This is a genomic window from Novosphingobium sp. (genome assembly GCF_027489515.1).
Classification (GTDB): Bacteria; Pseudomonadota; Alphaproteobacteria; order Sphingomonadales; family Sphingomonadaceae; genus Novosphingobium.
In genome coordinates, this window is the sequence record NZ_JAIXZS010000058.1 from 76,676 (window position 1) to 94,046 (window position 17,371).

15 protein-coding genes are annotated in these 17,371 nt (G+C 63.9%); 8 read left to right on the top strand and 7 right to left on the bottom strand.

From position 1 onward, the window contains the following. Positions 1-50: 50 nt before the first annotated feature. Together pdxH and Q0082_RS10305 are read left to right on the top strand one after the other, a co-directional pair. Positions 51-680: a pyridoxamine 5'-phosphate oxidase gene (gene pdxH / locus Q0082_RS10300; RefSeq protein WP_298192170.1), complete on the top strand. Its 630-nt coding sequence runs from the start codon at positions 51-53 to the stop codon at positions 678-680. A 19-nt stretch (positions 681-699) separates the two neighbouring features. Beyond that, positions 700-1,680, top strand: coding sequence for a cation diffusion facilitator family transporter (locus Q0082_RS10305; RefSeq protein ID WP_298192172.1), 981 nt, complete (start codon positions 700-702; stop codon positions 1,678-1,680). A gap of 6 nt (positions 1,681-1,686) precedes the next feature. Here Q0082_RS10305 and Q0082_RS10310 read toward each other — a convergent pair whose 3' ends face one another. Beyond that, entirely contained in the window at positions 1,687-2,817 is a 1,131-nt protein-coding gene (locus Q0082_RS10310; protein WP_298192174.1) for a serine hydrolase, read from the bottom strand. A 120-nt stretch (positions 2,818-2,937) separates the two neighbouring features. Here Q0082_RS10310 and Q0082_RS10315 point away from each other — a divergent pair, with 120 nt between their 5' ends. Further along, positions 2,938-3,222, top strand: coding sequence for a hypothetical protein (locus Q0082_RS10315; protein WP_298192176.1), 285 nt, complete (start codon positions 2,938-2,940; stop codon positions 3,220-3,222). A gap of 4 nt (positions 3,223-3,226) precedes the next feature. Here Q0082_RS10315 and mnmA read toward each other — a convergent pair whose 3' ends face one another. After that, positions 3,227-4,435, bottom strand: coding sequence for a tRNA 2-thiouridine(34) synthase MnmA (gene mnmA / locus Q0082_RS10320; RefSeq protein ID WP_298192219.1), 1,209 nt, complete (start codon positions 4,433-4,435; stop codon positions 3,227-3,229). 521 nt (positions 4,436-4,956) lie between these two features. On the opposite strand from mnmA, the gene Q0082_RS10325 reads away from it, so the two are divergent. The 5 genes from Q0082_RS10325 to Q0082_RS10345 all read left to right on the top strand — a co-directional run bounded on the left by Q0082_RS10325 (position 4,957) and on the right by Q0082_RS10345 (position 11,820). Beyond that, the gene (locus Q0082_RS10325; RefSeq protein WP_292939764.1) at positions 4,957-5,256 is read left to right on the top strand and encodes a DUF1153 domain-containing protein; all 300 of its coding nucleotides are present in this window, start codon (positions 4,957-4,959) and stop codon (positions 5,254-5,256) included. Between the two features lie 334 nt (positions 5,257-5,590). Next, positions 5,591-6,808 (top strand): efflux RND transporter periplasmic adaptor subunit, encoded by a 1,218-nt coding sequence (locus tag Q0082_RS10330; protein ID WP_298192220.1) that lies wholly within the window; start codon positions 5,591-5,593, stop codon positions 6,806-6,808. A 16-nt stretch (positions 6,809-6,824) separates the two neighbouring features. Continuing rightward, on the top strand, positions 6,825-10,004 hold the full coding sequence (locus Q0082_RS10335) for an efflux RND transporter permease subunit (RefSeq protein ID WP_298192179.1): 3,180 nt from the start codon (positions 6,825-6,827) through the stop codon (positions 10,002-10,004). Positions 10,005-10,087: 83 nt separating this feature from the next. Beyond that, positions 10,088-11,302: a DUF445 domain-containing protein gene (locus Q0082_RS10340; RefSeq protein ID WP_298192181.1), complete on the top strand. Its 1,215-nt coding sequence runs from the start codon at positions 10,088-10,090 to the stop codon at positions 11,300-11,302. Then, complete coding sequence (locus Q0082_RS10345) at positions 11,299-11,820, top strand: GNAT family N-acetyltransferase (RefSeq protein ID WP_298192183.1); 522 nt, start codon at positions 11,299-11,301, stop codon at positions 11,818-11,820. The genes Q0082_RS10340 and Q0082_RS10345 overlap by 4 nt, the downstream gene beginning before the upstream one ends. Here the strand turns inward: Q0082_RS10345 and Q0082_RS10350 are convergent. The 5 genes from Q0082_RS10350 to Q0082_RS10370 all read right to left on the bottom strand — a co-directional run. After that, the gene (locus tag Q0082_RS10350; RefSeq protein WP_298192186.1) at positions 11,817-12,623 is read right to left on the bottom strand and encodes a ferredoxin--NADP reductase; all 807 of its coding nucleotides are present in this window, start codon (positions 12,621-12,623) and stop codon (positions 11,817-11,819) included. The two genes, Q0082_RS10345 and Q0082_RS10350, sit on opposite strands and share 4 nt — an antisense overlap. 119 nt (positions 12,624-12,742) lie before the next feature. Further along, positions 12,743-14,407, bottom strand: coding sequence for a M28 family peptidase (locus tag Q0082_RS10355; protein WP_298192188.1), 1,665 nt, complete (start codon positions 14,405-14,407; stop codon positions 12,743-12,745). A 243-nt stretch (positions 14,408-14,650) separates the two neighbouring features. Continuing rightward, on the bottom strand, positions 14,651-15,838 hold the full coding sequence (locus Q0082_RS10360) for a serine hydrolase (protein ID WP_298192190.1): 1,188 nt from the start codon (positions 15,836-15,838) through the stop codon (positions 14,651-14,653). A gap of 152 nt (positions 15,839-15,990) precedes the next feature. Then, on the bottom strand, positions 15,991-16,140 hold the full coding sequence (locus tag Q0082_RS10365) for a NepR family anti-sigma factor (RefSeq protein WP_298192192.1): 150 nt from the start codon (positions 16,138-16,140) through the stop codon (positions 15,991-15,993). 555 nt (positions 16,141-16,695) lie between these two features. Further along, positions 16,696-17,371, bottom strand: a 676-nt coding sequence (locus Q0082_RS10370) for a TCP-1/cpn60 chaperonin family protein (RefSeq protein ID WP_298192194.1), incomplete at its 5' end; no start/stop codon positions are given.

Genomic DNA, 17,371 nt, shown 5'->3' on the forward strand with positions numbered 1-17,371 from the left:
TCAGGCGCGGCTAAGCTAGGGCGAAGGTGCGTGAATACTCGCGATCAGGAATGGACAGGACCCGAGCTGTGCCCGCCGATACCACCGAAGAAGCTATCCCAGGGTCTGACCCCTTCGCCATTTTCGAGGCTTGGTTTGCCGAAGCGACGGCCAGCGAACCCAACGACCCGAATGCCATGGCGCTCGCGACCGCGACGCCTGCCGCGGCGCCCTCTGTGCGCATGGTCCTGCTGAAGGGGCATGGACCCGATGGCTTTGTGTTCTACACCAATTTCGAAAGCCGCAAGGGCGGAGAACTGGCAGCAAACCCTCAGGTCGCGCTGTTGTTTCACTGGAAAAGCCTCCGCCGTCAGGTGCGGATCGAGGGCACGATCAAGGAAGTCACACCGGCTGAGGCAGACGCCTACTTCGCCAGTCGTCATCCGGAATCGCGCCTTGGATCCGCCGCCTCGGATCAATCGCGCGAACTGCCTTCGCGAGAGGTCTACATGGCGCGGGTCGAGGCTTTGCGCGCACAGTATCCGGATGGATCGGTCCCGCGCCCGGCGCACTGGTCGGGCTACTGCGTGACACCCCATGCCATCGAGTTCTGGCAAGACCGCGCCTATCGCCTCCACGAGCGCCGCCGATTCACGCGCGCAGCTGGCGCCGAATGGACCAGCTCACTGCTCTATCCCTGAGGGGTAGGGAGGTATCGCGATGGACATGACCAGCAGCCCTGACCACGGCGAGCTCAATCGCCGCGCTGCCTATGCCAGCATCGCTGTCGCGGCGCTGTTGCTGGCAATGAAGAGCTATGCGGTGATCACGACCGGCTCGACAGCAATGCTTGGCAGTCTTGCCGATACCGCGCTGGATCTGGTCGCCAGTCTCGCCACATTGCTAGGAGTCTGGATCGGCGCGCAGCCAGCCGATGCAAACCACCGTTTCGGCCACGGCAAGGCCGAGGCGCTAACCGCCATGTTCCAGGTCGTGTTGATCTCGCTGTCTGCGCTGGGCCTTGCCTGGCGTGCGGTGGAGGAGCTCCTCGGCGGCGGACGCCCCGCCGATGCGGAAGCCGGTATGCTGGTGTCGCTTGTGGCGATTGCAGCGACGTTCCTCCTGCTCGGATATCAGCGCCGCGTGATCCGGACGACGGGCAGCCTCGCCATTGCAACCGACAACCTTCACTATGCTTCGGATCTGGTGCTCAATCTCGCTGTCATTGCAGCGCTGATGCTGGATCACTGGCTCGGCCTTGCCGGCGCGGATGCCTTGTTTGCGTTTGGCATTGCGCTCTGGCTTGGCTGGGGAGCATGGAACGCGTCGCAAGCCGCGATCGAGCAATTGATGGATCACGAGTGGCCGCTCGAGAAGCGCGAGCGCTTTCTGGCAGTCGTTGCCCAGCATCCGGAGCTCAAGGGTCTTCACGATCTGCGCACCCGCACCAGTGGCAACCGCGATTTCGTTCAGTTTCATGTCTGGGTCGATGGCCGGATGACAGTAACCGAAGCGCACCGCGTCATGGACGAAATCGAAGAGAAGCTGCACGATGCGTTCCCCGGTGTGGAAATCCTCATTCACCCCGATCCCGACGGCCATGTCGATGAAGCGGATCTGGGCACGCATGATCTCCTCGCGCCGACGACCGACGGGACCAGTCCTGCGCTTCTGGTCCAGGGGGCGCCGATCAAGCGCTGACTTGCTCTATCTGTTTCCCGGAAACAGCGCGACCAGCTCGCCCAGTCGCGCGGTTACCGGATCGAGCTGATCCTCTTGGGTCTTGCCGAGCCGGACGACGACCAGCTGCCGAGAAGGCGATACCAGAACGTATTGGCCAAGGTGTCCGAGGCAGGCGAACAGATCACGCGGACCACGCTCCGGAAACAGCGCTGGCCTGCCCGTCGTCGGCGTCCGGTTGAGCCAGATCTGTGCACCATACTGCGCTTCGCGCGGGGAAGGCGTCACCATGAAATCAATCCATTGGCGCGGGACCAGTTGCGCGCCAGCAACGGCTCCGCGGTTGCGCAGGAACTCGCCGAAGCGGCCCCAATCGCGCGCCGTGCCATGGATCAGGCTGCCGCCGATCAGCGTGCCCGATGCATCGAACTCGGGCAGCATGGAGCGCATGCCGACCGGATCGAACAGGCGCGTCCGCAGGTAGTCCGATACGGCTCGGCGCCGGCTTTCAGGATCAGGGGCCGGTGACAGGACGCGTGCGGCGAGATCGGCAAGGATGACGCTTGTGGCGCTCGAATAAACCCATTTGCGGCCCGGCTCGTATTGTAATGGCTGGTCCTCGGCATAGCGCGCCATCGCATCGCGCCCGTCGAGGAACAGCATGCGCACCTCGTCCGATTTCCAAGGCGGTGAGATGGCTTCGGCGTGCCGCAGTCCCGACCGCATCTGCAGCAACTGACGCAGCGTGATTTCACCGCGCGGGTCGCCCGGGCGTTGCCACGCAGGAATGGGGGCAGACTCGTCGAGGCGAAGTCGTCCATCCGAGATGAGCATGCCGATCATCACGCCCGTGATCGACTTGGCCATCGACCAGCTCACGAAGCGCGTGTTCTCGTGATACCCGGGCGCGTACCGTTCGGCGATCACCCGTCCGCCTTGCATGACGATCACTGCACGGGTCTCGCTCGCATCCTTCTCGCTGAACAATGCATCGACCCTGCGGGCCAGCTCTTCACGCGGTACGCCGGGATTGGCCGATACCGCCTTGAGCGCCTCGGCTGATACGGGTGGAGTCGGTGGCGGCGCGGCAGGACTGCAGCCGAACAGGGCTGGCACAAGCGCCAGCGGGACGATAAGTGCAAGAACACGGCGGGCCATCAGGCGGCCAGCTTTTCTCCAGATCGACCCCGCAAGGCAATGGCCAAACCTGCTGCATCCCCCACTACCGCTTCTTCCCCCGCGCAGCCGCGCAGGCGGCTTATGCGCTGGAGCCTGGTTGTGCTCGGGACCCTGGTCGGCGGCGGTGTGTTCGCCTGGCCCCAGTTGCACGGCTACGCGATCACTGGTGCCGCTTATGGCGCACGCGTCGCCTGCTCCTGCCGCTTTGTCGGCGGCCGGCCGATCGGCGATTGCCGCAAGGACTTCGAGCCTGGCATGGACATCATCAGCCTTTCCGAAGATACCGCCGCGCGCAGCGTGACGGCGCGCTTTCCCCTCGTCGCGAGCCAGACCGCGACCTATCGTCAAGGCTGGGGCTGCGTGCTGGAGCCTTGGGGCAACTGAGACCCTAATCGCCCCCGGCCCAAGGCGACGTCTCCTCGATCCAGCCACCGCCAACGACGCGCTCGCCATCATAAAGCACGGCAGCTTGTCCGGGTGCGACACCATACTCCGGCTGCAGGAAACGGATCTCACACGCACCGCCCTCGCCGAGAGGGCCAAGGACTTCGACGGGTACCGGCTTGGCGAGCGAGCGGACTTTTGCCGTGAGCGAGGACCCGCCGGGCATTGCGCCGATGCGATTTGTCTCGCCCAGCCGCGCTGATCCTACAGCCAGCATGGTCTTTGGTCCGACCATCACGCGCCGCGCTGGCGCGTCCAGACCTGTCACGTAGAGCGGTTCGCTCTGCCCGCCAATTTCGAGCCCGCGGCGCTGGCCGACTGTATAATGAATGACACCGCGGTGCATGCCCAGCACGGCGCCGGTTCCGGCGTGGACGATCTCGCCAGGAGCAGACCCCTCCGGCCTGATCTTTGTGACGATCGATGCATAGTCGCCATCGGGCACGAAGCAGATATCTTGGCTGTCAGGCTTCGTTGCCACTCCGAGGCCCAGCGCTGATGCCATGGCGCGCACCTCGGGCTTGGGCAGACTGCCTAACGGGAAGCGCAGGAAATCCAGCTGCGCCTCGGTCGTGCCATAGAGAAAGTAGGACTGATCGCGGGCAGGATCGACTGCGCGATGGAGTTCCGGCCCCTGCGCGGTTTCGATGCGCTGCACGTAGTGACCAGTGGCGAGGCAGTCTGCGCCAAGATCGCGTGCCATAGTGAGCAGGTCGGTGAACTTCGGACCCATGTTGCAGCGAATGCAGGGGATTGGCGTTCTTCCGGCCAGATAGTCGTCAGCAAACCGCTCGACCACATCCTCGCGAAACCGTGATTCATGATCGAACACATAATGCGCGATGCCCAACCGGTCTGCGACATTGCGCGCGTCGCGAATATCGTCACCCGCACAGCAAGCGCCCTTGCGGCCGGTGGCGGCGCCATAATCGTAGAGCTGCAAGGTCACACCGATCACTTCGGCCCCGCTCGCGGCGGCCAGTCCAGCGACAACCGAACTATCGACCCCCCCGGACATGGCGACGACGATTCGCCGCGATCCTTTTCCCGTGGGTAGTGAAAAAAGATTGGCGGCGTCACGCGCATTGAGCCCAAGCCCAGTGAAAAGGCCGGTCCCGTTTCCGGCTGCCGCTCGTGCTCCGTCAGGATCCAACTTGCTTTGCATTCCGGCCCCATACGGCCTTTCTCGCGCCAGCGGCAGGCCAAAAAGGCGCAACCGTGCGGTCGCGGCTCGAGCTTCAAAACCTAACTCTTGGTGAAGGCCGGCTTTACCCTCCTTTATAGGACCGTGGGATAAAGCCTCGGCCATGGAGATGAGATTTTCCGATTCATGGCCGCAACCCCCGGGCGATTCGCACCTCGGGTTGCGTCCGCTCGGCTGGAGCGAGCTCTGTGCGCGTCTTGTGGCAGCCCACGATACGCGTGGTGTGCTCCCCGGCTCGACACCCGGGATCGTATCGGCCCGCAACACCGGTTCGGATGGCGGCGCATCCGGACCAAACGGAGGGAAGGGCTTCAGCTTCCATGAATCAGCTGCGGTGTTGCTCAGGAGCGCTGAAGCGGAGGCTAAAGAGCCCGTTAACTCCTCCTCTTCAGCGAATGGAAATGACGTGAACGGCACAATGGGGCCAGTTCCAGAAGACGCCCCGCAACGTCGACCAGACGAGAATTGACATGATCGAGAATCAGAAAATCAAGCCGTCGCAAGTCATTGGCCCCCTCGGTGAGCCGTTGACGCTGGACAGCCTCCCCCCGCCCTCGACCACCCGGTGGGTCGTGCGCCGCAAGGCTGAGGTCGTTGCTGCCGTTAATGGTGGCTTGCTTACGATCGATGAGGTTTGCGAACGCTACGGCCTGACCCTCGAGGAGTTTGCCTCATGGCAGCGTGCGGTTGACCGCTCCGGCATGCAGGGCCTCCGGGTCACGCGCATTCAGCATTATCGCGATCTCTACGAGCGCCAGCTCAAGTTTTGAATACCTTGCGCCTGACCGGCGCGGCGGGCCCCTGATCAATGGCCGTCCCGGCAATCGGGGCGGCCATTTGCCTTTGTCTGCCCGAAGAGGCTGCCATTTCAGCAAGTTTGCGGTTGCATCCCCGCCACGCCGGACTCATTTGTTCATGCGCTTCGTCGAGCCGCAATTGTCACTCGTCGGATGCAGCGCTAAGACAAGGGCAACGTGCGGCACAGCGAGGCTCCCCGCGCTTGCGGGAAGTGATATAGTCATATAACACACTTCCGCCAGGGTGGGGATCGGCCCCCATCCTCGGCTGTTCGGCGCCCGACCGGGACTAAGGCACGTGAACGAGATGAACTACGAAGCGACGATCAGATCCGGGCTGCAGCCGGCCATTGAGCCGGCCATCGGCGATGGCGAACAGGGATCAGCCAGCGGCGGTCGGCGTCGCATGGGCATCGTTGCCGTTGTCATTGCAGTTGTCCTCGGCCTCGGCTGGTATTTGATGCACAAGGCTCCGGCAGCGACGGATGCGACATCCGCGCGCAATGCGCAGGCACAGTCTGTCAGCGTCGTCACCCCTGGCCTGACCAGCGTCACCGGATCGATCACTGCCAGCGGCACGATCGCCGCGCGGCGGGAGATGCCGGTGGGTATCGCTGGCGAAGGGGGCCGTGTCGTAAGCGTTCTGGTCGATGCCGGTGATTGGGTGCAGGCCGGACAGGTCCTCGCCGTTGTCGATCGCTCGGTGCAGGCCCAGCAGATTGCCGGACAGGCCGCAAACATCGAGGTGCAACGCGCCAATGCCCGCATCGCGCAGGCCAATCTCGACCGGGCGCTCAAGCTGGTCGAGCGTGGGTTTATTTCGAAGGCCGATGTCGACCGGTTGACGGCGACGCGCGATGCGGCCGTCGCCCAAGTTCGCGTTGCTTCGGCTGAACTGGGCCAGCTTCGTGCAAGCAGCGCGAGGCTCAACATCATTGCCCCCGCAGCAGGGCTTGTCCTCACGCGCGGTGTCGAGCCTGGCCAGATTGTCAGCCCCGGCAGCGGTGTTTTGTTCCGGATTGCCAAGGATGGCCAGTTCGAGATGCAGGCGCGTCTGGCCGAAAACGATCTGGCGCGGCTTGCGGTCGGGCAATCGGCCGAGGTGACGCCGGTCGGCACGGCCAAGCCGTTCATCGGCCAGATCTGGCAGCTCTCCCCCACCATTGACGCGCAGACGCGCGAGGGTATCGCACGCATCGCCCTGGCGTATGACCGCGCGCTACGGCCTGGCGGTTTTGCGAGTGCGCAGATCCGCAGCGGTTCGGTAACCGCGCCAATCCTGCCGGAGTCGGCTATCCTGTCCGACCAGCAGGGCCCGTTTGTCTACGTGGTCGACCAAGGCAACAAGGTGGTTCGCCGCACGGTGAAGACCGGCGACGTGACGGCTCGCGGCATCGTGGTTGCCGATGGGCTTTCAGGAAACGAGCGAGTCGTCCTGCGTGCGGGCGGTTTCCTCAACCCCGGGGATGTCGTGCGCCCGGTCACGACCAGCCCTGCAGCGCCCTCCGCCCGTCCCGGCACATGACCACGGAATTGCGCACATGAACTTCCGTAACATCTCCGCTTGGTCGATCCGCAACCCGGTGGTGCCGATCGTGATGTTCCTCGGCCTCACCCTTGCCGGGATCGTGGCGTTCATGAGCATGAAAGTGCAGGATCAGCCGGATATTGAGTTTCCGCTGGTCATCGTCACGATTGCTCAGCCAGGCGCAGCACCGACCGAAATCGAGAACCAGATCACCCAGCGCATCGAATCCGCGGTGCGGACGATCGCTGGGGTCGACACTCTTACGTCGACCGCGACGGAGGGCTCGAGCCAGACGATGGTCCAGTTCGCCATCGGCACGGACATCAATGCTGCGGTGAACGAGGTCAAGAACGCCGTCGATCAGGTTCGCGGCGATCTGCCTGAGGGCATTCTTGAGCCGCAGGTGGTCAAGGCGCAGACTTCGTCAGACGCGATTGCCTATTTTGCGGTGTCTGCCGATGACATGACCATCGAGCAGCTCTCATGGTTCATCGATGATTCCGTGCGCAAGCGCCTGCTGTCGGTCCCCGGCATGGCAGAGGTCGAGCGCAACGGCGGTGTGAGCCGCGAGATTGCGGTCACACTCGATCCCATGCGGATGAAGGCGCAGGGCGTCACGGCCACCCAGATCAATGCCGCGCTCCGCCAGGTCAATCTGAACGCTGCGGGCGGCCGCGCCGAAGTGGCCGGATCGCGTCAGGCCGTACGCGTGCTAGGCAATGCCGAAAGCGCGTTCGAACTGTCCCGCACCCAGGTCGGCATCTCCGGCGGGCGCACCATCCGCCTCTCCGACGTCGCCGATGTGCGCGACAGCTTCAGCGAGATCACCTCGATCGCCAAACACAATGGCAAGCCGGTGGTGACCTTCAGCATTGCCCGCGCGCGCGGCGAGTCCGATGTCAGCGTGTTCGACGAGACGGTCAAGGAACTCGGCAAGATCGAGAAGGAACAGAACGGCCGGGTGCATTTCATCCAGCTGTTCTCAAGCGTTGGCTACACGAAGGACCAGTACAAGTCTTCGATGTCTGCGATGGTCGAAGGTGCGGTGCTGGCGGTCATCGTGGTGTTCTTCTTCCTGCGCGACTGGCGGGCGACGATCGTCTCGGCGATTGCTATCCCGCTGTCCTCGATCCCGACGTTCTGGTTGATGAGCCTGATCGGCTTTACCCTCAACACGATGTCCTTGCTTGCACTGGGTCTTGTGGCCGGCGTGCTGGTTGACGATGCGATCGTCGAGATCGAGAATATCGTGCGGCATATGCGCATGGGCAAATCGGCCTACCAGGCTGCGATCGACGCTGCTGACGAGATCGGCCTTGCTGTGGTCGCCACGACATTCTCGATCGTGGCAGTGTTTCTGCCTGTTGCGCTGATGCCCGGCGTTTCCGGCCAGTTCTTCAAGAACTTCGGCCTCACCGTCGTCATCGCCGTGCTGTTCTCGTTGCTCGTTGCGCGCATGATCACGCCGATGATCGCGGCGTACTTCCTGAAGGCGCACGGGCAAGCCGAGCACGGCAATGGCCCCTGGATGCAGCGCTACATGCGCGTGCTGGAGTGGTCGCTCGATACGCGGGCTGTCACCGCTTACCGCGAACGGTTTCCGCGGCGCTGGTTCCGCGCGCGGCTGCGTGACCACCGCTTGTGGATGATGGGTGTGGCCACCGGGGCACTCGCATTTACCGTCGTGCTGTTCATGGTCATTCCGTCGCAGTTCTTTCCCGAGACCGACGGCGATTTCAGCCGCATCACCATCGAGATGGTGCCGGGCACGACAATCGAGCAGACGGAACGCAAGGTCGACGAGGTGCTCGCGCTGGTAAAGGACGAGCCGGAAATCGATGTTGCGCTTGAGCGCATCAACGAGGGCAACGGGCGCGTTTTCATGGAACTGAAGCGTGACCGCAAGCGGTCGAGCATCGAGTTCGAACGTGCACTGACCCCGCGCCTGCAGAAGGTTGCCGATGCGCGTGTGAGCTTCATGAATCAGAACGGCGGCGGCCCGGGTGGTGGTTCCGGTCGGGCCATCAGTGTCATGCTATCCGGGTCGGATCCGGACTTGCTGCAGAAGACGGCGCAGACACTCGTCGAGCAGATGAGCCAACTCAAGCAAGTTGTCGCGCCGCGGATCAGCGCCGATCTTCGCCGACCGGAAATCGTCATCACTCCGCACCTCGATCTTGCCGCCTCCCTTGGGGTGACGACGCAGGAATTGAGTCAGGTGATTCGCATCGCGACACAGGGCGAAATCGATCAGAATAGCGCCAAGTTCTCGTTGTCTGATCGACAAGTGCCGATCCGGGTGAAGCTGCCGGTCGCGTCGCGCCGCGATCTGTCGACGTTGCAAAACCTTCCGGTGCCAACGATATCGGGTGGATCGGTGCCCCTATCGCGTGTCGCCACCATTGGTTTCGGTTCCGGCCCGACAAGCATCCAGCGTTACAACCAGAATCGCCGCGTCTTCATTGGTGCGGACCTTCCCCCGGGCGTGGTCAAAGGCACTGCCGACGCTGCGATCAAGGCGCTGCCGATCATGAAGAATCTCCCTCAGGGGGTCTCCAATGCGGCAGCTGGCGAAGACCGCTGGCAGGAGGAGATGCTCTACAACTTCATGATCGCGCTGGCAGCCGGTGTGTTGCTCGTGTTCTCCGTGCTCGTGTTGCTCTATCGCCGCTTCATCTCGCCTTTGGTCAACATGGGTTCGTTGTTCCTTGCGCCGCTGGGTGGTCTGCTGCTCTTGCTGGCGACAGGGCAGGCCTTGTCGCTTCCCGTGTTCATCGGTGTCCTCATGCTTTTCGGCATCGTTGCCAAGAACTCGATCCTGCTGATCGACTTTGCGATCGAGGAAATGGCCAAGGGAACCCCCAAGCTTGATGCGATCATCGAGGCAGGTCACAAGCGCGCCCAGCCGATCGTGATGACCACGGTGGCGATGATTGCGGGCATGGTGCCCACGGCTGTCTCGATCGGTGGCGATGCCGGCTGGCGCGCGCCCATGGGCATCGTCGTCATCGGCGGCCTTGCGCTTTCGACGCTGCTCACGCTCTTGCTCGTGCCCGCAGGGTTCAGCCTTGCGGACGGCGTCGAGAAGCGAGTTGGTCCCTGGATCGGTCGGCGCGTGCTTTCCTACGACCCGCGCGAAGCCGCGCGCGAGAGGTTGGTGCATGCTGCGGGTGAGGTTTTCCCGGCGGAGTGAATGCGACGCGAAGGGCACCGTCTCTAGGGACTAACGCAGCCCCGAATGCCCCTTTGCGGCTCGGCAGCGACCCGGCACGCCAGATGCGGCTCTTCGCTGCGGGTTTGCTGCTGCTGATGGCCGCGCTGTTTCTTGCTGCCCGGCAGCTAGAAGCGCACCACGGCGGCTGGGGTTATCTGCGCGCTTTTGCGGAGGCGGCGATGGTGGGCGGCCTTGCGGACTGGTTTGCGGTCACCGCGCTGTTTCGTCATCCGCTCGGTTTGCCTATCCCGCACACTGCGATCATCCCGGAGAACAAGGATCGCATTGCCGATTCCATGGCGGCCTTTTTGCGCGCAAACTTTCTGACGCCGCCGGTGGTCGCCCGCCGGCTGCGCAGCCTCAACGCTGCCAACGCGGCTGGGCAGTATCTTGCCAATCCGCGCCCCGGAGAGAGCCGGCTCGGCGCGGGTGCCGCGAGCCTGATTGCTGATGTCCTCGAATCGCTCGATCAGGAAAAGCTGGGCGGGATGGCCAAGTCGGCGCTGAAGAGCCGGATCGAGCGGCTCGCACTGGCGCCGCTGCTCGGCAACTTGCTAGCCGCGATGATTGCGGAGGGTCGGCACATGCCGCTGATCGAAGCGCTCATTCGCCGCTCTGCTGAAGCACTCGAGGCCAACGAGGATCTCGTGCGCCGCATGATCCACGACAAGGCGAACACCGTGATGCGCTGGACGGGCCTCGATGAGCGGCTCGCCAACGGGATCCTTGACGGACTCTACAAGCTGCTCGCCGAGACGGTCGTGATCGAGGATCACCCGTTGCGGTTGAAGATCGAGGAGAGCCTTGCCGCGCTGGCCGAAGCGCTGGTGAACGACCCGGCCATGCATGCCCGAGTGGAAGCCATGAAGCGCGATGTGTTGGCGAACCCGGCCTTCGCCGCGTGGCTCGATGGCCTGTGGGAGCGAGGCCGGGCCCAGCTATTGCGTGCAGTCCGATCAGGCGGCGCCACCGCTGGCGAAGGAGGTGACCGGCTGGGCGCTTCACTGGCAGAACTTGGCCGCGCGCTGCAGCAAGATGCCCGGCTGCAGGTGCTGGTCAACAGGTTCGCCCGCCGCACCCTCGTGGGCGTCGTCACCCGTTATGGCGATGAGATCGTCCGGCTGGTTTCGGAGACGGTGCGCCGGTGGGATGCACGCACTGTGACGGACCGGATCGAGGGAGCGGTCGGGCGCGATCTGCAGTTCATTCGAATTAACGGCACGCTCGTCGGCGGACTTGTCGGCGTGGCGATCCACGCGGTAGATGTCGCCTTGTGACCGGACCTGAAATCTCGACCGAACGCCTCGATCTGTGGCGGCCTGCTGCGCGCGACCATGCGGAGCTCATCAAGCTCTTGGCTGACGATGAAGTGCGCCGGCATCTTGGCAGCAGGCCGACCGGGGCGGTCGAGGAGTTCAACCGGCTTTGCCGCAACGCCGGTTCGTGGGCGCTGTTCGGCTACGGTATCTTCACCTGCCGCGCGCGAGGGACCGACGAGGTGCTCGGCATTTGCGGCGTATTCCACTCGTGGCGCGGGTTCGGCAAGGGCCTCGACGATACACCCGAGATCGGCTGGATCTTTGCACGCAAGACATGGGGGCAAGGGGTAGCGAGCGAAGCCGCCCGCGCTTCGCTCGCGTGGTTCGATGCAGCCTTCCCTGCCCGCCGTGTCGGCTGCATGATCAATGACACGAATCTGCCTTCGCTCGCCGTCGCCGCCAAGCTCGGCTTCGTGCGCTACGGCGAGGAGGCTGACGGGGATACGACCCTTATCCTGCTCGAGCGCCCCGCCTAGCCGACGAAGGCGCGCTCGATCACGTACTCGCCAGGGTGCGAATTGGCCCCTTCGGTAAACCCGAAGCCATCCAGCATCGCGGCAACTTCCTTGATCATCGTCATCGAGCCGCAGAGCATCACGCGGTCGTGGATCGGATCGAAGTTCTTCGGTTCGCCCAGTGATCCCTGGAACAGCGTTCCGTCGAGCATCAGGCCCTCGATCCGCTTGTTGGTGTGGAACGGCTCGCGCGTCACGGTGGGGATGTAGGTCAAGCGCTCCGCCGCCATCTCGCCCACCAAAGGATCGTCGGCCAGCCGGGCTTCCAGCATGTCGCGGTAGGCAAGATCGGAGACGCCGCGCACCGAATGGACCACGGCGATCTGTTCAAAGCGGTCGTAGATATCGGGATCACGGATCAGCGACATCCACGGCGCCAGCCCGGTGCCGGTGCCCAGCAGGAACAGGCGGCGGCCAGGCAGCAATGCATCGGCCACCAGCGTGCCGGTGGGCTTGCGGCCAAGATAGATGTGATCGCCTTCCTTGATCTTCTGGAGGCGCGAGGTGAGCGGGCCGTCCGGAACCTTGATCGAGAGGAACTCGAGCACTTCGTCATAGGCGGGCGAGGCCATCGAATAGGCGCGCAACAGCGGTCGGCCATTGTCGCCCATGAGACCGATCATCACGAACTCGCCGGAGCGGAAACGGAAACTCGGCGGGCGGGTGATGGTGAACGAGAACAGGAACTCGTTCCAGTGGCGCACCGAAACGACGGTTTCGACCGAAAGGCTGGGCGTAGGTTCTAGGGGAAACTGGTCGGGCAATGCGTGGCCCTCCAAAAATTGCAGCGATGCTGCCGGATGGGTGACAATCCGTCTTTACAGATAGACTGTCAAATTGAATTCACACTTGGCCCGATGGGCAGTGCGAGGCGGCTGGGATGTCAGTGGCCTGCCGGATCGGGCACGAAGGCCGGCGGAGTCGCCTCGCTGGCGAACCGCCAGGCGGAAAGGTAGGCGAGCTTCACGATTTTCGTCATCTTGGGGTAATTGATCCGGTCTGCGGTGTCCGTGGTGTGGTGGTAGTCGGGGTGGAAGCCGGTGTTGAACCACATCGCCGGCACGTTCTTGAGAACAAAGGGGAACTGGTCGCTGCGGAAGAACACGTTGAGCGCATTCTCGTGATCGAAGCGGTCATCGAGATCGAGCCCGATGCTGCGATTGGAGGCCATGACTGTGCGATTGAAATCCGGGCTGTAGGTCGCACCGATGAGGTTGAGGCGGTTGGTGGTGTCTTTCGGGATATCGATCAAACCGTTGGTCTGCTCGCTCGGTTCCTCGTTCCGGCCGATCATGTCGAAATTGATCATCGCGCGGGTGGAGGCGAGCGGGCGTAGCGGGTGCATCGCCATGTAGTAGCTGCCGAGCAGCCCGCGCTCCTCCGCCGCGAAGACGGCGAAGAGAACCGAGCGCTTGGGCCTTACCGGATTGGCCATGAAGGCGCGGGCCAGCGCGACGACGCCGACAGTGCCCGAGCCGTTGTCATCCGCGCCGTGCCAAATCTCCGGCCCGTTGCTGCCATCGTGATCGTGGTGCGCGCTGATGATTACCGTTTCCGGTGCGAGCGCGGGGTCGGAACCCGGCAGCAGGCCGACCACGTTGGCCGACGTGCCCCGGCTGCGCGCGGTGTTTTCGAGGTGGAGCGCAACGGTGGTCTCCGCCAAAGTACGCGACTGTGGGCTGAGGCTCTGTTCGATCGCGGACTGGAGCGCCTGTGGGGCGGCGCCTGCCTTAGCAAGCAGGGCAGCTGCGACGGCATCGGAGACGGTGAGCACCGGAATGCGCAGCTCGTCATCGGGCAGGGCCTGACCGGGAAGCGGCGGCACGCGCTTGGCGCTGCCGCCGATGCGATTGACGCGCTCGAGGTTCGAGGGGTGCTTCCGGCCAGGCTCGGCCATGACCAGCAGCGCGACCGCGCCGCGAGCCTGCGCATTGAGAGCCTTTACCCGATTGGTGGCGTAGCGTGTGTTGCCGGTGCCATTGAAGCGCGAGGCGGGATTGTTTTCCTGCGGCTCGTGCTCGAAAACGAGCACGACTTTGCCGCGCACGTCGAGGTCCTTGTAGTCGTCGTATCCCACACCGGGGGCAGTGATGCCGAAACCGGCGAAGACGAGCGGCGCGGCGAGGTCGATGTCATCGCGGAAGCCGCCGCTGATTTCGGGCGCCTTCCAGCTCTGCTCCGCTGTGCCGATGCGCAGGGTGAGCGTGTTGGCGGCCGGGTTGGGGCGGTATTCGATGAGCGGGACGTGCTGGAGATAGCTGGGCTTGCCGTTCGCGTCGGTCGCGGCGGGCTGAAGCCCGGCCTTGGCGAACTCGGCGGCGATCCACTGGACCGTGGCATCGTCACCCGGCTGGAGCGACATGCGGCCGAGCAGCGCATCGGAGGCAATGAAGGTGAGATCGGCGCGCAGGTCTGCCTCGCGGATCCGGTCAAAGCCGGGGGCCTGTGCGGCAGGCACGGGAGCGAGTTTCGGGGCTTCGGCCTGCGCCGCACCTGAAAGCGCCGCCAATCCGAACGCAGCGCTCCATGCCGCTTTGTGCATTGCCATTCCCCCAGCCCACCAAGTGCGAATCGCTATGCCGCGCCCGCGCGGCTTGTCCACTCGCCCTTGGGGGACTCGCGCCGAATTCAGGTCAGGTTGACACAGTTGACACAGTCCTGAGGAGAAGCTGCGGACCCCGGCTTTCCGGCCAGAAAGGGAAGTGGGGGCGGAAAAGGTCGGGTTGCCGGACATGCGCCCACCCTACGCCCCTTGCTTCCTGTAGGACAGCCCAACTGAAACAAGACGCAATCAGCCGCCCGCGTCGATCAGTGCCTGCACCTTGCGGTAGAACACCTCGCGCGCTTCGCCTTCGGGGCCCTCGTCGGCGCGAGTCCAGTCCGCATTGCTGGCGATCACCAGTCGCCGTTTGGGATCGATGAAGATGCCCTGCCCGAAAATGCCCTGTGCCGCGACCGAACCGTCGTCATAGGTCCACCACTGGTAGCCATAGCCGCGGCCCGGCGTGCCAATGTCCTTCTGCTTGTGCGCAGCGGCGGCGAACCAGTCCGGCGGCACGATCTGCTGCCCACCCGCATTTCCGTTGGCGAGCACGAACAGACCCATGCGCGCAAAATCGCGCGTTGCTGCCTGAATGCAGCAGCCGGCGATCTCGTGCCCTGTCTTGCCGAGCAGCCACGTCGCCTTGGCTTCCATGCCGACTGGCTTCCAGATCTTCTCCTCGAGATACTGCGAGAGCGGCTTCTTGACCGCCGAGGAAACAAGCACGCCGATGAGATTGGTTTCGCCGGTGTTGTAGTGCCACTCGGCACCCGGCGGGTGCGCGCGGGGGAGCTTCCTCATGTAGCTGACAGTCGCGTCCATGCCCTTTTCGGGCTCGGCGTTGTTGAACGAAGCGACGTCGGACTTGGGGTCCTCGTAGTCCTCGTTCCAGCGCACACCCGAGCTCATCGTCAGGAGCTGTGCGACGCTCACGTCGTCGTAGGCCGAACCCTTGAGGTCAGGGATGTACTGGCTGACCTTGTCATCGAGGCTCTTGATGAAGCCATCCTTGATCGCCGCGCCGACAAGCGTGGAAGTGAAGGATTTTGCCACCGAGAAGCTGGTCCAGCGTCCCTTTGGCCCAAAGCCGAGACCATAACGCTCGAACCGAAGCTTGCCGTCCTGCACAATGACCAGTCCCGCCGCGCGCTGGCTCGCCATATAGGCCTCGATGCCGGGGATGGTCAGCGGTCTGCCGGCGGGAAGCGGCAAGGGCTTGTCCGAAGGGGCAATCTCGCGCGCTTCGGCCAGCACGGGCAAGCGGTCCATCGCGCGGAACGCCGCATCGCGCTGCGGCACTGACCACATCAGCACATCGCGGTTCGTTGGCAGGGCTGCGAGCAGTCCGCGGGTCTCCGCATCGAGACTGGCGTACCAGCCAGCCCCCGCGAGCCCAAGCGCCCCCGCCGCGATCAATCCCATGGTGCGCTTGCGCATCCTACCCCCTCCTGTGCCTTGGTTTGACAGCGAAACTAGCGCGGCATGCGGCGCTGTCCATGGGAGCGGGGCAGAAAACAGAGGAACTGTGACTTCAACAGAACCCGCGCGGCAAGCGCCTACAAGCGCATGTCCACAGCGCTCCTTAAGGTCTACTCGGCAATGTCAGAGGCAATCTTCGCGAGAAGGTCGAGAAACTCCTGCGGGACCGGCTCATTCACCACGGCGTTGTAGTAATCGCGGATTTCCCGGCTCCACGCCGGATCGCGCAGCGCTGCGGCGTCTCCATCGCCTGCGGCCATATCAGCCGCCGTCGAATCCGGTTCAGCTTTCGGATCAATCGATGGGTCCTTTGCCACAAGCCCTATCCCGCCGAACCTCGTTCCCCTCATGGGCGCGCTAATCGTCTTAGCATGACCGAATTGTAGAAGCATATTCCGTCCTCGGGTTCCATATCTTCTGTTTGCATTGCTGGCGGCCTTTGGCGGCCCTGGGGCCACCTCACTGCCGGATCTCGCCAAGGATCGGATGGTGCACCCATGCCCGGTCGCCAGTCGGGAAAGGGGTAAAGCGATGCCAAGATAAACGGCCAAGGGGGCGCTTGTTCCGGCTTCCGGTCAAAGATCGCAGCGCAGCGCTTGCCAAGTTCTGCCGGACGAACGGCCAGCCCGGCGCCGATTTACTGTAGGTGCGAAGCTGATCTCGCGTCGCGAGACGTCTTGCAGGCCGGCATGCGATCACCCCTGGCCCTCGTATCGTGACGTGCTCTTGAGCCTCTGATCTTGTTACAGGCATAGAAAAAGGGCCGGAAGGTTATCCCTTCCGGCCCGTTTTCGTGTTCAGCGTGAGCGTCGGACTTAGAAGTCCATGCCGCCCATGCCGCCCATGCCGCCACCCATCGGGGGCATCGCGGGCTTGTCTTCGGGGCGTTCGCTGATCGCGGCTTCGGTCGTGATCAGGAGGCCGGCAACCGAGGCTGCGTCCTGAAGCGCGGTGCGCACGACCTTGGTCGGGTCGATGACGCCGGCGGCCTTCAGGTTCTCGTAGGTGTCGGTCGCGGCGTTGAAGCCCTGGGTCTCGTCACCTTCGCGCAGGAGGTTGCCCGAAACGACCGCGCCATCGTGGCCGGCGTTCGTTGCGATCTGGCGAACCGGGGCCATGATCGCCTTGCGGACGATGTCGATGCCCTTGGTCTGGTCGTCGTTCGCACCCTTCAGGCCGGCAAGGGCCTTGGTCGCGTAGAGGAGAGCCGTACCGCCGCCGGGGACGATGCCTTCCTCGACAGCAGCGCGGGTGGCGTGAAGCGCGTCGTCGACGCGGTCCTTGCGCTCCTTGACTTCGACTTCCGAAGCGCCGCCGACCTTGATCACGGCCACGCCGCCAGCGAGCTTGGCCAGACGCTCCTGGAGCTTCTCGCGGTCGTAGTCGCTGGTGGTGACTTCGATCTGGGCACGGATCTGCTCGACGCGGGCCTTGATCTCGTCGGCCGAACCGGCGCCGTCGACGATCGTGGTGTTGTCCTTGTCGATGGTG

Excerpts from the sequence above, each read along its gene's own strand:
- Q0082_RS10335 (WP_298192179.1), top strand. The coding sequence starts at position 6,825 with ATGAACTTCCGTAACATCTCCGCTTGGTCGATCCGCAACCCGGTGGTG.
- Q0082_RS10340 (WP_298192181.1), top strand. The coding sequence starts at position 10,088 with ATGCGGCTCTTCGCTGCGGGTTTGCTGCTGCTGATGGCCGCGCTGTTT.
- Q0082_RS10305 (WP_298192172.1), top strand. The coding sequence starts at position 700 with ATGGACATGACCAGCAGCCCTGACCACGGCGAGCTCAATCGCCGCGCT.
- pdxH (WP_298192170.1), top strand. The coding sequence starts at position 51 with ATGGACAGGACCCGAGCTGTGCCCGCCGATACCACCGAAGAAGCTATC.
- Q0082_RS10360 (WP_298192190.1), bottom strand. The coding sequence starts at position 15,838 with ATGCGCAAGCGCACCATGGGATTGATCGCGGCGGGGGCGCTTGGGCTC.
- Q0082_RS10330 (WP_298192220.1), top strand. The coding sequence starts at position 5,591 with ATGAACTACGAAGCGACGATCAGATCCGGGCTGCAGCCGGCCATTGAG.
- Q0082_RS10325 (WP_292939764.1), top strand. The coding sequence starts at position 4,957 with ATGATCGAGAATCAGAAAATCAAGCCGTCGCAAGTCATTGGCCCCCTC.
- Q0082_RS10310 (WP_298192174.1), bottom strand. The coding sequence starts at position 2,817 with ATGGCCCGCCGTGTTCTTGCACTTATCGTCCCGCTGGCGCTTGTGCCA.
- Q0082_RS10365 (WP_298192192.1), bottom strand. The coding sequence starts at position 16,140 with ATGGCCGCAGGCGATGGAGACGCCGCAGCGCTGCGCGATCCGGCGTGG.
- Q0082_RS10355 (WP_298192188.1), bottom strand. The coding sequence starts at position 14,407 with ATGGCAATGCACAAAGCGGCATGGAGCGCTGCGTTCGGATTGGCGGCG.